Source organism: Nocardia sp. FBN12 (assembly GCF_054031145.1).
This window is the reverse complement of record NZ_CM132926.1, coordinates 4,407,009-4,420,679: the sequence shown is the minus strand read 5'-3', so window position 1 is coordinate 4,420,679 and position 13,671 is coordinate 4,407,009. Positions and strand designations below refer to the sequence as shown.

Sequence of the window (13,671 nt, the reverse complement as noted above, 5' to 3'; positions counted from 1 at the left end):
ATCCGACCAGCGTCTTTTGATACTTCCATCCAGTTACATTTCGGTAACTGTGCTTGCCCTGTGGTTGCCAACGTTGCAAGAGTGAACCACTGGGTTTGGTGTTACCAGGTGTTACCAATGGGAAGGGAGGGGTGCTCCGTCCCCGGAGCGCCGACCGAACATGCAACCAAACATCATCAAGGCCGGAATCTGCTCTACCGTCTCCGCCGCGGTGGTGGTGTCGCTGTCGGGGTTGGTCCCCGTGACCGCCCACGCCGCCCCTGAACCAGCGACCAGCGAGCAGCTCGCCGGTAAGACGATCTTCCTCGACCCCGGTCACCAGGGGACGGCGCATACCGAAGACCTGAGCCGCCAGGTCGACAACGGCCGTGGCGGCACCAAGGACTGCCAGACCACCGGTATGACCTCACTCAACGGCATCCCCGAACACACCATCAACTGGGACGTCGCCCAGCTCGTGCGCGCCTCGCTGGAGGCACTGGGTGCCGACGTGGTGCTCAGCCGCGCCGACGACACCGGGTGGGGCGGCTGCGTCGACGATCGCGCCCGCGCCGCCAACCAGTCCGGCGCCGACGTGGCGGTCAGCATCCACGCCGACAGCGCCGGTCCCGACCAGCACGGATTCCACCTGATCGTGCCGCAGCTCCCGATTCCCGACGCGATCGCCGACAAGGCGCAGTCCGGTGGTGGGCGGCTCGTGTCGAGCGCGGTCCGCGACGCCTACCTGGCGGCCGGCTTCTCGCCCGCGAACTACGCGGGCGTCAAGGCCGGTCTGCAGACCCGTGAGGATGTGGCGGGCCCGGCGTTGACGCAGGTGCCGATGGTGTTCGTGGAGATGGGCAACGGCGCCAATGTCGACGACGCCGCCCGCCTGGAATCGCGCGAAGGTCAGCTCGAGCACGCGGTTGCCATCGCGACGGGCGTTGTCGGATTCCTGCTGAACAAGCCGATCCCCACCCTCGCCGCGTCGCCGCTGCCCGGTCGGGTGCCGGTCGCGACCACGACTCAGACACCGAAGCGGGCACCCGCTGCCGACCCCGCGCAGACACCGACCAGTTCCGCGCCGACGACGACCAGCGAGACGCCGACGACGAGCGCGCCGGGACAGTCCGGGAGCGAGAACGGAGCCACGGCGCCTGCCGAGGACTCGTCGGGTGCCGGTACGCCCGACGAGGGCGCGAACGGGGCTGCGGTGCCAACCACCGAACCGTCACAGAAGCCCGGAGCGGCCACCGCGTCGACTCCGGAGTCCGAGACGACCTCACCGGCTCAGCAGCCCGCCAAGGCGCCGACCACCACGACCGCCGCACCCGTACCCGGCCAGGCGCCTGCTGATTCGCCCGCGCTGCCCAGCGGCTCGAGCGATCGGACGATCGTGGATCCGGACCCGGCCGACTTCAACGGTCCGGCGGCGCCCGCTCCCGCACCGATCCCCGCACGTGCCCCGATCGCGGATCCGGTTCCGGTAGCCCCTGTCCGCACGGCTTCCCCCGGCGCTCCGGCCCGCACGGCCTCGCCCGAGGCTCCCGCCGAACCCTCGACCACCACCCCGAAGAAGCGCGGTACCGCGCCGAAAGCGGAGGCGACGCCCGACGAATCCGAGCTCGATCTGAGCACCCTCGGCGGTCCGATCACCACCGTCATGACACTGCTCATGCCGCTGGCGCAGACGCTCGGCATGGACGAATCAACCATCCCCGGCCAGCTGATCAACCTGGTGTACACGCTGGTCGGCATGGTTTTCGGCCCCAGCTGACAGGTCGCATCACAGCGCCGCCCACTCCTGACACAGGGGTGGGCGGTTTGCTGTGCGGTGAGCTCGCCTCGCCCACAGCGGCCTGGTCGGCTTCGGCGCGTGGGGGAGATGGCACCATGGTCCGGTGATACCTGTCGTGATCGTTGCTGGGTTTCTGGGCTCGGGGAAGACGACCCTGCTCAACTACCTGTTGCGCAACAATCGGGGGACCCGGATCGGGGTGGTGGTCAACGATTTCGGGGCGGTGAACATCGACGCGATGCTGGTGGCGGGACAGGTCGACGCGATGGTGTCGCTCGGCAACGGATGCGTGTGCTGTGCGGTGGACGTGTCCGAGCTCGATGATCTGTTCGCCCAGCTGGCGCAACCGCGCAGTGCGGTGGATGTGATCGTCGTGGAGGCCAGCGGATTGGCCGAGCCGCGCAACCTGATCCGGATGGTGATCGCCAACCCCAATCCCCGGATCGGCTACGGCGGATTGGTCGAGGTGGTCGATGCCGAGCAGTTCGGGTCGACCAGCGCGCAACATCCGGAATTGGTGACGCATCTGCGGATGGCGGATCTGGTGCTGGTGAACAAGGCCGACCGGGTCGCGCCCGAGGCGTTGGCCGGTTTACGTGCACAGCTCGCCGCGTGGGTCGGGCAGGTCCCGGTCTACGCGACAACCCACGGCCGGATCGATCCGGGCCTGTTGTTCGACGATCGCGAGCCGGAACAGCCGAAAGTGGCGCAGCAGTTGAGCTTCGATGTGCTGCTCGACGACCATGATCACGATGACCCCGACCATCGGCATCTCCACGATGACTACGTGTCGGTGTCGTTCACGAGCGAGCGCGCCCTGAATCCCCGTGCGCTGGTGAGTTTTCTGGAAGACCCGCCGTCAGGCCTGTTCCGAGCCAAGGGGTGTGTGGCGTTCGCGGTGGCGGGGGAGCGGCGCAAGTTCGAAGTCCACCTGGTAGGAAGACATGTCGTCTTCACGCCCGGTACCTGGGCGCGCGGCGAGCGACGCGTCTCGAGCCTGGTGCTGATCGGTGCCGGACTCGACGCTGATGCGGCACTGAAATGCTTGCACGACACCATCTTCGAGGGCGAGACGCTCTTGGACGACCAGGCGATGCTCGGGGTTTGGCGCTACACCCAGCAGTGACAGCGAATCGTTGTGGGGCTCGACCGGTGACGGCTGTCCGCCGCATCGCGGCGGCGAGGGTCAGCCGCAGGCGTTGACCCACTCGGAAAGCCCGTCCGCGAACAACTGCCGCTTCCAGATCGGCACCTCGTGCTTGATCCGGTCGACGAGCTCGGCACATACCGTGAACGCCTCGGCCCGATGCGGTGCCGCGACAGCCACCACGATCGCCAATCCGCCGATCGTGAGCGACCCGATCCGATGCGTCGCCGCGACCGGAAGGCCGCTGGCCTGCGCGACTTCCGCGCAGATCGCGTGCAGGAACCGCTCGGCCTGCGGGTGCGCGGAGTACTCCAGCGAGGTCACCGCCTGCCCGCCGTCATGGTTGCGCACCTTGCCGGTGAACACCACGACCGCACCGAATTCCGGCCCGTCGACGGCCTTTTCGACAGCGAGGGGATCGAGGTCCTGATCGCTGATCGCCGCCAGGCGTACCGCACCGAAGTCACTCATGGTTGCCGCCTCCGGCTACTTGCGCTAGCAGATGATCCAACAACGGTTCCAGCACGGCCATGCCGTCCTTCACCCCACCCGGCGAACCCGGCAGATTGACGACAACCGTGCGTCCGGCCAGCCCCGCGACGCCGCGACTCAGTGCGGCCAGTGGGAACTTCGCGGTCCCACGCTGGCGAATGGCATCGGCGACGCCGGGCAGCTCCCGATCGAGGATGCCACGGGTGGCCTCGGGTGTCGCATCGGTCGGGGAAGCGCCGGTGCCACCTGTGGTGATGACAAGCGCGGGCCCCCCGATCAGCGCATCGGTCAGTCCGGTGGCTATTTCGGCGTCGGCGTAGACCAGCGGGCCCCGCACTGTAAAGCCTTGTGCGGTCAGCCAATCGGCGATGACGGGGCCGGTGGTGTCGATGCGGGTTCCCGCCGCGGTTCCGGTGGACGCGACGACCACGACGGCCTTTCGCGAAAAGATCTGGGCTTCAGCGGATCCCGACGCGATGCTGCCTGCTGCCGTGGAATCCGCTTCGGTGGTCGTCGACAGCGTGGACTCGGCACCGGCGTCCGCGTTCACCTGCGCCAACCGGTCGGGCGACGGTGCGACGGTGTCGGACCGACCCTCCGGTCGCACCCAATGCCCGTGTTTTCCACCCTCTTTGGTGACCAGCCGGACCCCGTTCATCACCGCGGCGGGATCCACCGCCTTCACCATGTCGTGCAAGGTGAGCCCCGCGACAGCGACAGCCGTCAGCGCTTCCATCTCGACGCCGGTCGGGCCCTTCGTCTTAGCTGTCGCCTCGACGGTGATCGAGGTCTCGGTGAACCCGAACTCCACCTTCACCGACGACAACGCCAGCTGATGGCACAGCGGAATCAGCTCGGAAGTCTTTTTGGCACCGGCGATTCCGGCCAGCCGCGCCGTGGACAACACATCGGCCTTCGGCATGCCCTCGGCCCGCACCAACGCCACCACCTCAGCGGTCGTCTGCAATTCGCCTGCGGCAACAGCGATCCGGGTGGTGTCAGCTTTGGCGCTGACATCGACCATGCGTGCCCGACCCTCGCGGTCGACATGGGACAACTCGCTCATAGCGACAAGATTCGCACAGCGACGCCTGCGGCCAGCGAGGTGACCTCGGCGGGCACGTCGACGAGCACATCGGCCCAGGCCATCCCCGCGATGAGATGCGAGCCGGGCCCCGAGATCACTTCCACCCCGTCCTCGGTCGACAGGCCGCGCAGGTATTGGCGACGACCGGCAGGGGAGCGCACCGGCGTCAGCAGGGTCACCTCACGGCTCTCCACCGCAGGCAGACCGGCCAGCGCGCGCACGGCAGGTCGCGCGAACACGGCGTACGACACCATGGTGCTCACCGGATTGCCAGGGAAGCTGAGCACGGGGACCTCGTCGACCACCGTGTATCCCTGCGGGCCGCCAGGTTGCACCGCGACCGAGCCGAACGTCCCGCCGAGCGGACCCAGCACATCCTTGACCACCTCGAAGTCGCCCTTCGAGACGCCACCGGAGGTGAAAACCAGGTCGGCGGCAGCGGTCGCGGCGCGCAGCACCGAAGTGAACACGGCGGGGTCGTCGGAGCTGTGCGCGATCTCGACCACCTCGACACCGTCGGCCCGCAAGGCCGCGGCCAAGGCGATGCCGTTCGAGTTGTATATCTGCCCCGGGGCCAGCACGCTGCCCGCGGGCTGGAGCTCGTCACCGGTCGTGATGCAGACAGCGCGTAATCGGCTCAGTACCGGCACGGTCGACAGGCCGACGGCGGCCAGCGCCGCGATGTGGCGCGGCGCGAGCACCGTGCCCGTCCGCGCGACGAGCTCACCGGTTCGCACATCCGTCCCGGCCTCGCGCACGAATTCGCCACGCCCACGGCCACGTTCGACCACGATCCGGCCGTCACCCGCCTGCACGTCCTCGACCGGCACCACACAGTCGGCTCCGGGCGGCATCGGCGCGCCGGTCATCACTTTCAACGCCGAACCGGCGGGCAACGCGTCGGTACCGGGTTTTCCCGCCGCCACCACGCCGGTGACCGGCAAGGTGACCGGTGTGACTGCCACGTCGGCGGCGCGCACCGCGTACCCGTCCATCGCGGAGTTGCGGAACACCGGCAGATCGATCGGCGACACCACGTCGGCCGACAGCGTGCGGCCGAGCGCCTCGGGCACCGGCACCTGCTCATCGGGGCGGTCGGCGAGGTGGGCCAGCAGCGCGGCGACCGTGTCGCGGTACTCGTCGACGCTGCGCGCCGACGCGGTAGCGGGCCGGGGAGTCATGGTGCCAGCTTAATCGCCGCCGCTGGGGCCGGTCATGGTCGCGTGGCTCACCGAGCGGGACTGCTCGTCGTGAGCTGACGAGTTCGCGAAGAATCGGCCCGGCGCACGGAATGTGACGGGCCCGACAGGTCATACTGTATAGATGACGCTGGTCGAAATGGGGATACCCGCCGTGCGATCGGAGCGGCCGTCTCTCGACGGCAGGCCCGAGACGCCGTTCCTCGTCGACCGCTTCGGCCGGATCGCTCGCGACCTGCGTGTCTCCATCACCGAGAAATGCTCGCTGCGCTGCACCTATTGCATGCCCGAAGAGGGTCTGCCGCCGATTCCGCGCCAGGAACTGCTCACCGCCGACGAGATCGTGCGGCTGGTATCGCTGGCCGTGCGCGAGCTGGGCGTGCGGGAGGTGCGGTTCACCGGCGGCGAACCGTTGATGCGCCGTGAGCTGGAACAGATCATCGCGGGCTGTCACGCGGCGGTGCCCGGCACTCCACTGGCCATGACCACCAACGGTGTCGGCCTGGAACATCGCATCCACAAGCTCGCCGCGGCCGGTCTGACCAGGGTCAATGTCTCCCTCGACACCGTCGATCGGGAGGATTTCACCCGCCTCACCCGCCGTGACCGCCTGGAATCGGTCCTCAACGGTATCCGTGCCGCGCGCGACGCGGGCATGGCGCCGGTGAAGGTGAACGCCGTGCTGATGCGGCAGAACCTGGCGGGCGCGGCGGACCTGCTCGCCTGGTGCCTGGCAGAGCAGTGCGAACTGCGGTTCATCGAGGAAATGCCCCTCGACGCCGACCACGAGTGGGCCCGCGATCACATGGTGACTGCCGCCGACCTGCTCGACGTCCTCGGCGCGCGCTTCACCCTGACCCCCACCGCCCGCGCCGACCCGTCGGCCCCGGCCGAGAAATGGCTGGTAGACGGTGGACCGGCGACTGTCGGCATCATCGCCACGGTCACCCGCAAGTTCTGCGACAGTTGCGATCGCACCCGGCTCACCGCCGACGGCATGCTGCGCTCGTGCCTGTTCAGCGACCAGGAGTTCGACGTCCGAACCGCGCTGCGGGCAGGTGCCGACGACGATGAGGTCGCCGAGCTGTGGCGCGGCGCGATGTGGCAGAAGTGGGCCGGTCACGGTATCGATGCCGCCGGTTTCGTCCCTCCGGAACGCACGATGGGAGCCATCGGTGGTTGAGGTCCGCTATTTCGCCGCCATCGCCGACGCGGTCGGCAAGAACACCGAATCCCTCGACCTGCCAGCAGGCGCCACCGTCGCCGACCTCCGCGCCACCCTCGCGGCCACCTACGGCTCCGACATCGACAGCCTCGTCGGCGTCTGCGCCTTCCTCATCGGCGACGAACTCACCCGCGACCCCTCGGCCATGCTCCGCGACCGAGTCGACGTCCTCCCGCCTTTCGCCGGCGGCTGACCGTGGTCCAGAGCAAGGCCCCCGACGTAGCCACCTACCTCGCCGAACTCCCGGAAGACCGCCGCGAGCCCCTCACCAGGCTCCGCGACCTGTGCCGCGCGGAACTCCCCGGCTTCGCCGAGGTCATGTCCTACGGCATGCCCACGTACGAACGCGACAACACCGCCGAGATCGCCTTCGCCAGCCAGAAGCACTACATCTCCTTCTATCTGTTGCGCTCCGATATCCGCGCGGCCTTCGCCGACCGCCTCGCCGCCCACGACATGGGCAAGGGCTGCCTGCGCTTCCGCAGGGAACCGGACTACGACCTCGTGCGAGACTTATTGCGTGCCACCGTATCCGGTGATGGCGCGGTGATCTGTTGAGCCGCAACAGGATTCGCGCCGCGGCGTAGACCTCGCTACGCTTCCCGGCGTGCCGGAAACCGGCGTGCGTGTCGAAATGGGTGTGCAGTGTCGCTGGTGATGGTCGTAGTCATGGTGGTGATGGGGGTGCTGGCGTATCAGCGCGGGTTCAACCCGTTTGCCTGGATTCTCGCAGGCGGATGCTTAGGCGTGCTGGTGTTGATGTTCTTGCCCTCGGCGAGGGAAGCCGGGCTCGATGCCGAGACGAGGGATGCGCGAAGGCGTCGGGGCAACCTCTTCGGCGCGGGTTTGACCGCGGTGGCGCTGACGTTGGCCACTGCGGTGTTCGTCGTCGAGATCGTCGATATCTTGTCGGCCTAGGCCGTCACCGCCACCAGGTGTCGAGGGGCGTGACCGGGACCGTGCGCTTGTGGCGGGTGTTGGTGAAGATCGTTTCGAGACGGGTCGCCACCTCCGGGGTGACGTCCTTGCCCTCGAGGTAGTCGTCGATCTCGGAGTAGCGCAGGCCGAGCGCGTCCTCGTCGGCCAGGGCGGGGCGGTCGTCCTCGAGGTCGGCGGTGGGGACCTTGGACCAGATGCTCGAGGGGGCGCCAAGTTCCTGCAGCAGCGCGGCGCCCTGGCGTTTGGTGAGGCCGGTGAGGGGGGTCAGGTCGACGCCGCCGTCGCCGAACTTGGTGAAGAAGCCGGTGACTGCCTCTGCCGCGTGATCGGTGCCGACCACCAGGAGGCTTTCCTGGCCCGCGAGGGCGTACTGGGCGACCATTCGCTCGCGCGCCTTGATGTTGCCGCGCACGAAGTCGCGCAAGCGCTCGTGATCGAGCGCGCCCGCGACCTCGATGCCGATCGCGTCGGCGCTGGGGCGGATGTTCACCACGACCGTGCGATCGGGGTCGATGAAGTTCAGCGCGATCTGCGCGTCGTGTTCGTCGGCCTGTACGCCGTAGGGCAGCCGCACCGCCAGGAACTTCGCCGCAACGCCGTCGGCGCGCAGCTCCTCGACGGCCAGCTGGCACAGCCGGCCGGCCAGCGCGCTGTCCTGTCCACCACTGATTCCGAGGGCGAACCCCTCGGCCGGGGTGGTGGCCAGGTAGTCCTTCAGGAAGTCGACGCGCCGCCGGACCTCCTGCTTCGGCTCGATCTCGGGCAGCACGCCCAATTCGGCAATGATCTGTTCACGCAGTGTCCCCATGCGGTCTCACTCTACTTGGGGGACAGGCGAAACGACCCGGCGAACGAGCCATTCCCAGTTGTCGCCGATCTGAGCGCGGGTGTAGCCGAGCACCTCGACCTGGTGGATGACCAGCGCCGCCGACAGCGTGGACAGCAGCGTGTCGGCGATCAGCGGCACCTCACCGTCGACGCCGACCGCACGCAGCAGCAGCATGACGTGCGCCTTGTGCAGGGCGTACGGCCCGTCGCCGAAACGCCCGTTCTTCTCCGCGGCCTGGTGCAGATCTCCCTCGACCTCGATATCGAGCAGCCGGGTCCGCCCGAACGCGATCAGCCGTTCGACCGGACTCGCCTCGGGGCCGAGGGGTGCGGGCCCGAACATGAACGCGGCTTGGAATTTCTGCTCGGAGTGATCCAGCAGGGCCAACATCAGCCCGGTGCGGTTGCCGAACCGGCGAAAGACCGTGCCCTTGCCGACACCCGCGCGCTTGGCGAGCGCGTCCATCGTGAGGCCGTCGACGCCGTGCTCGCGTACCAATTGCTGGGCCGCGTCGAGCAGCAGCGCGCGATTGCGGGCCGCGTCCGCGCGTTCGACCGGCTCCGCACTGCCGGGCAGCGGTCGTCCGATCCCCAGCAGTGGCGGCTCGTCTGACCTGGGTGTGCCATAGCTCACGCCACTCACACGTCCTCCGCGGGAAGTAATCGGACTGAGGTCCGGTTGATGTCGGATGAAACTTGGATCATTCCACTGAGTACACCAGGAGTCGCAATGAGCGAGACCCGCATCCTTACTCTCGTCGGAAGCCTGCGCGCGGGCTCCATCAATCGCCGCCTGGCCGAGGCTGCGGCGCAGACCGCGCCCGCCGGTGTCGATATCACCATCTACGAGGGTCTCGGTGAGATCCCGTTCTACAACGAAGACCTGGATGTGCCCGGTGCGGTGCCCGCCCAGGCCGAGGCACTGCGTGCCGCCGTCGCCGCGGCCGACGCCGTTCTGCTGGTCACTCCCGAATACAACGGCACCCTGCCCGCCGTGCTGAAGAACGCCATCGACTGGGCCTCGCGCCCGTACGGTGCCGGCGCGATCAAGGGTAAGCCGGTCGCCGTGGTGAGCGCGTCGATCAGCCCGAACGCCGCGGCGTGGGCGCACGGCGACACCGTGAAGTCCGTCGGCGTGGCGGGCGGCGTTGTCGTCGAGTCGGCGCACGCGCAGTTCGCGACCATCGGCGAGCGTTTCGCGCAGGCACATCCGGCCGAGGACGCCGAGGCGCTGACCCAGCTCGGCGCGACCGTCCACCAGTTGGTCGCCGCGGTGAACGGCACGTTGATCTCGGCGTAAGCTGGGCGTTCGGCAGGGGCGTCGCATCCATCGCGGATGCGACGCCCCTTCGCTGTCCGCGAAGTTTGCTGAAGACTCGCCGGTAGACGAAATCGTGATCTGAACCACTGTTTTCCCTGCTTGCGCAGCGCCCGTCCTGGGACTTACCGCGTGGGAATTACATCCGTGCGACTCGCAACACCTTGTGTTGTTCCCATCTGTCGGACACTAGGTGTAGTGTCTGTCGTACTGGAAGACGGTGTGGAGCCACCACTGATCGGGCCCAAGGGAAGGGGTTACGAGCAGGGCTTTCTTCGTCAGATCCAGGAGTTTGCGCAGCATCACCCGTTCGTGCATTGCATACGGATCACAGGCTGTGGATCAGGCATAGAGAGAGGGACTCCGAATGACCGTCACCGTGTACACCAAGCCCGCTTGCGTGCAGTGCAACGCCACCTACAAGGCTCTCGACAAGGTCGGCGTGGACTACGACGTCATCGACATCTCGGAGAACGACGAGGCGCGTGACTTCGTCATGGCGCTGGGCTACCTGCAGGCACCGGTCGTCGTCGCGGGTGAGGATCACTGGTCGGGCTTCCGTCCCGACCGCATCAAGTCGCTCGCCGTCGCGGCTGCCTAGTTCGCGCCGGTTCGCCGGTAAGGAGGCGCCATGCCCGAGCAGATGACTCCGGGCGGGCTGGTCTACTTCTCCAGCGCTTCGGAGAACACTCATCGTTTCGTCGAGAAGCTCGGTCTCCCGGCAACTCGGCTTCCACTACACACCACCGCTGAATCGCCGCGGATCGACGAACCCTACGTGCTGATCACCCCCACCTATGGCGGTGGTCGGCACGTCATGGGCGGAGAACGTCCCGACAAGGACCTCGTTCCACGGCAAGTCGCCAAGTTCCTCAACGACCCACACAACCGCGCGCTGCTGCGCGGGGTGATCGCGGCCGGCAACACGAACTTCGGCGATACCTATTGCGTTGCAGGAGACATCATCTCGCAAAAATGCGGGGTGCCGTATCTGTATCGCTTCGAACTCATGGGAACCGCTGAGGACGTCGCGCGCGTCCGAGAGGGATTGGGATTGTTTTGGCAACAGCAACCACAGCACCGGCAGGCAAGTCAGCACGCCTAGAGCAGTCGGCGGTGCGGCCCGATACGGGCGAGGTCATGGACTACCACGCCCTCAACGCGATGCTGAACCTGTACGGCCCCAACGGCGAGATCCAGTTCGACAAGGATCGCGAGGCCGCGCACCAGTACTTCCTGCAGCACGTGAACCAGAACACCGTCTTCTTCCACAACCTGGACGAGAAGCTGGACTACCTGGTCAAGGAGAACTACTACGAGACCGAGGTGCTCGACCAGTACGGTCGCCCCTTCGTCAAGCAGCTGTTCCAGCAGGCCTACGCCAAGAAGTTCCGGTTCCCGACCTTCCTCGGCGCGTTCAAGTACTACACCTCGTACACGCTCAAGACCTTCGACGGTAAGCGCTACCTGGAGCGCTTCGAGGATCGCGTCTGCATGGTCGCGCTGACGCTGGCCGCAGGCGACGAGGTGCTGGCCGGCAACCTGGTCGACGAGATCATCGACGGCCGCTTCCAGCCCGCCACCCCCACCTTCCTCAACTCCGGCAAGAAGCAGCGCGGCGAGCCCGTGTCCTGCTTCCTGCTGCGCATCGAGGACAACATGGAGTCCATCGGGCGCTCCATCAACTCCGCGCTGCAGCTGTCCAAACGCGGCGGCGGTGTCGCGTTGCTGCTCAGCAACATTCGTGAGCACGGCGCCCCGATCAAGAAGATCGAGAACCAGAGCTCGGGTGTCATCCCGATCATGAAGCTCCTCGAGGACTCCTTCTCCTACGCGAACCAGCTGGGTGCGCGTCAGGGCGCGGGCGCGGTGTACCTGCACGCCCACCACCCCGACATCTACCGCTTCCTCGACACCAAGCGCGAGAACGCGGACGAGAAGATCCGCATCAAGACGCTCTCGCTGGGCGTGGTGATCCCCGACATCACCTTCGAGCTGGCGAAGAAGAACGAGGACATGTACCTGTTCTCGCCCTACGACGTCGAGCGCATCTACGGTGTGCCGTTCGCCGATGTGAACGTCACCGAGAAGTACTACGAGATGGTCGACGACAAGCGCATCCGCAAGTCGAAGATCAAGGCGCGCGAGTTCTTCCAGACCATCGCCGAGCTGCAGTTCGAGTCGGGCTACCCCTACATCATGTTCGAGGACACGGTGAACCGGGCCAACCCGATCAAGGGCAAGATCACCCACTCGAACCTGTGCTCGGAGATCCTGCAGGTCTCCACCCCCTCGGAATTCAACGACGATCTGTCGTATTCCAAGGTGGGCAAAGACATTTCGTGCAACCTGGGTTCGCTCAACATCGCGAAGGCGATGGACTCACCGGACTTCGGCCAGACGATCGAGACCTCGATCCGCGCCCTCACCGCGGTGTCGGACCAGACCCACATCTTCTCGGTGCCCTCGATCGAGCAGGGCAACAACGAATCTCACGCCATCGGCCTCGGCCAGATGAACCTGCACGGGTACCTGGCGCGCGAACGGGTCCACTACGGCTCCGAAGAAGGCGTGGACTTCACCAACATCTACTTCTATACCGTTGTGTACCACGCGATTCGGGCCTCGAACCTGATCGCCAAGGAGCGCGGCTCCGCGTTCGGTGGGTTCGCCGACTCCAAGTACGCCAGCGGCGAGTACTTCGACAAGTACACCGAGCAGGCGTGGGAACCGAAGACCGACAAGGTGGCTCAGATGTTCGCCGACGCCGGCGTGCGCATCCCCACCCAGGACGACTGGCGTCTGCTCAAGGCCTCGGTGCAGGAATACGGCATCTACAACCAGAACCTGCAGGCCGTCCCGCCGACCGGTTCGATCTCCTACATCAACCACTCCACCAGCTCGATCCACCCGGTGGCGTCGAAGATCGAGATCCGCAAGGAAGGCAAGATCGGCCGCGTCTACTACCCGGCCCCATACCTGGACAACGACAATCTCGAGTACTTCGCCGATGCCTACGAAATCGGCTACGAAAAAATCATCGACACTTACGCCGCAGCCACACAACACGTCGACCAGGGCTTGTCGTTGACCCTGTTCTTCAAAGACACCGCAACAACCCGCGATATCAACAAGGCTCAGATCTACGCTTGGCGCAAGGGCATCAAGACCCTCTACTACATCCGCTTGCGCCAAATGGCCTTGCAAGGGACGGAAATAGAAAATTGCGTCAGCTGCATGCTGTAATTCCTCGTTAGCAAACTCGGCGCGGAGGTCAGATGGGCAAGGCAACTGCTGGTGTGATCTACGGAGTTCGCCTCCGCGCCGAATTTGACTATCGGTATATAGGGCTGACGACAAAGTCGGAGCATGTGCGGCTCCGTCAGCACTTCAAGGTCGCCAGCACGGGTCGAAAGACTCCGTTCTATGACTGGCTGCGCAGACAGGATCGCGACGAGGTGATAGCGGATGTCATGGATTGGGTATAAGGCCTGAAGAAGCTCGGAAAGGCTGAGATCGATTGGATCGCATACCTTCGGAGGGAAGGTCAGCCATTACTCAACCTCGCTGATGGCGGACTCGGACCTGTTGGTGTGGTATGGACTGCGGAAATGCGGGAGGCCGCGCGAATCCGGTCGACCGGCCGTCCGGGTGTGAGC

The 13,671-nt window shown here is 66.3% G+C and carries 15 protein-coding genes; 10 read left to right on the top strand and 5 right to left on the bottom strand.

From position 1 onward, the window contains the following. Positions 1–160: 160 nt before the first annotated feature. Both ACWZHB_RS20950 and ACWZHB_RS20945 read left to right on the top strand, forming a co-directional pair. On the top strand, positions 161–1,756 hold the full coding sequence (locus ACWZHB_RS20950) for an N-acetylmuramoyl-L-alanine amidase (protein WP_427903541.1): 1,596 nt from the start codon (positions 161–163) through the stop codon (positions 1,754–1,756). 124 nt (positions 1,757–1,880) lie between these two features. Next, on the top strand, positions 1,881–2,903 hold the full coding sequence (locus ACWZHB_RS20945; protein WP_427903540.1) for a CobW family GTP-binding protein: 1,023 nt from the start codon (positions 1,881–1,883) through the stop codon (positions 2,901–2,903). 60 nt (positions 2,904–2,963) lie between these two features. On the opposite strand, the gene ACWZHB_RS20940 is transcribed toward ACWZHB_RS20945, so the two are convergent. The 3 genes from ACWZHB_RS20940 to ACWZHB_RS20930 are packed head-to-tail and all read right to left on the bottom strand — an operon-like array spanning position 2,964 to position 5,684. After that, complete coding sequence (locus tag ACWZHB_RS20940) at positions 2,964–3,395, bottom strand: molybdenum cofactor biosynthesis protein MoaE (protein ID WP_427903539.1); 432 nt, start codon at positions 3,393–3,395, stop codon at positions 2,964–2,966. Beyond that, positions 3,388–4,482: a bifunctional molybdenum cofactor biosynthesis protein MoaC/MoaB gene (gene moaCB / locus ACWZHB_RS20935; protein ID WP_427903538.1), complete on the bottom strand. Its 1,095-nt coding sequence runs from the start codon at positions 4,480–4,482 to the stop codon at positions 3,388–3,390. The genes ACWZHB_RS20940 and moaCB overlap by 8 nt, the downstream gene beginning before the upstream one ends. Then, on the bottom strand, positions 4,479–5,684 hold the full coding sequence (locus ACWZHB_RS20930; RefSeq protein WP_427903537.1) for a molybdopterin molybdotransferase MoeA: 1,206 nt from the start codon (positions 5,682–5,684) through the stop codon (positions 4,479–4,481). Before ACWZHB_RS20930 ends, moaCB begins: the two co-directional genes overlap by 4 nt. Before the next feature lie 142 nt (positions 5,685–5,826). Between ACWZHB_RS20930 and moaA the strand changes: the two genes are divergently transcribed. The 4 genes from moaA (at position 5,827) to ACWZHB_RS20910 (ending at position 7,845) form a co-directional block, all read left to right on the top strand. After that, positions 5,827–6,885, top strand: coding sequence for a GTP 3',8-cyclase MoaA (gene moaA / locus ACWZHB_RS20925; protein WP_427903536.1), 1,059 nt, complete (start codon positions 5,827–5,829; stop codon positions 6,883–6,885). Then, positions 6,878–7,120 (top strand): MoaD/ThiS family protein, encoded by a 243-nt coding sequence (locus ACWZHB_RS20920; RefSeq protein WP_410870116.1) that lies wholly within the window; start codon positions 6,878–6,880, stop codon positions 7,118–7,120. Before moaA ends, ACWZHB_RS20920 begins: the two co-directional genes overlap by 8 nt. Positions 7,121–7,122: 2 nt before the next feature. Further along, positions 7,123–7,485, top strand: coding sequence for an iron chaperone (locus ACWZHB_RS20915; RefSeq protein WP_427903535.1), 363 nt, complete (start codon positions 7,123–7,125; stop codon positions 7,483–7,485). A 96-nt stretch (positions 7,486–7,581) separates the two neighbouring features. After that, positions 7,582–7,845, top strand: a complete 264-nt coding sequence (locus tag ACWZHB_RS20910; RefSeq protein WP_427903534.1) for a hypothetical protein — start codon at positions 7,582–7,584, stop codon at positions 7,843–7,845. 4 nt (positions 7,846–7,849) lie between these two features. On the opposite strand, the gene nadE is transcribed toward ACWZHB_RS20910, so the two are convergent. Continuing rightward, complete coding sequence (gene nadE / locus ACWZHB_RS20905; protein WP_427903533.1) at positions 7,850–8,674, bottom strand: ammonia-dependent NAD(+) synthetase; 825 nt, start codon at positions 8,672–8,674, stop codon at positions 7,850–7,852. Between the two features lie 6 nt (positions 8,675–8,680). Then, entirely contained in the window at positions 8,681–9,328 is a 648-nt protein-coding gene (locus tag ACWZHB_RS20900; protein ID WP_427903532.1) for a TetR/AcrR family transcriptional regulator, read from the bottom strand. Between the two features lie 96 nt (positions 9,329–9,424). Between ACWZHB_RS20900 and ACWZHB_RS20895 the strand changes: the two genes are divergently transcribed. The 4 genes from ACWZHB_RS20895 to nrdE all read left to right on the top strand — a co-directional run bounded on the left by ACWZHB_RS20895 (position 9,425) and on the right by nrdE (position 13,258). After that, positions 9,425–9,994, top strand: a complete 570-nt coding sequence (locus ACWZHB_RS20895) for an NAD(P)H-dependent oxidoreductase (RefSeq protein ID WP_427903531.1) — start codon at positions 9,425–9,427, stop codon at positions 9,992–9,994. Positions 9,995–10,379: 385 nt separating this feature from the next. Next, positions 10,380–10,613 carry a glutaredoxin-like protein NrdH gene (gene nrdH / locus ACWZHB_RS20890; protein WP_301902494.1) on the top strand — a complete coding sequence of 78 codons (234 nt, stop codon included), beginning with the start codon at positions 10,380–10,382 and terminating at the stop codon, positions 10,611–10,613. A gap of 30 nt (positions 10,614–10,643) precedes the next feature. Beyond that, positions 10,644–11,117 (top strand): class Ib ribonucleoside-diphosphate reductase assembly flavoprotein NrdI, encoded by a 474-nt coding sequence (nrdI, locus tag ACWZHB_RS20885; RefSeq protein ID WP_379292523.1) that lies wholly within the window; start codon positions 10,644–10,646, stop codon positions 11,115–11,117. Positions 11,118–11,152: 35 nt separating this feature from the next. Continuing rightward, a complete protein-coding gene (nrdE, locus tag ACWZHB_RS20880) occupies positions 11,153–13,258 on the top strand; it encodes a class 1b ribonucleoside-diphosphate reductase subunit alpha (RefSeq protein WP_427909241.1) in 2,106 nt (701 codons plus the stop codon). Positions 13,259–13,671: the final 413 nt, after the last annotated feature.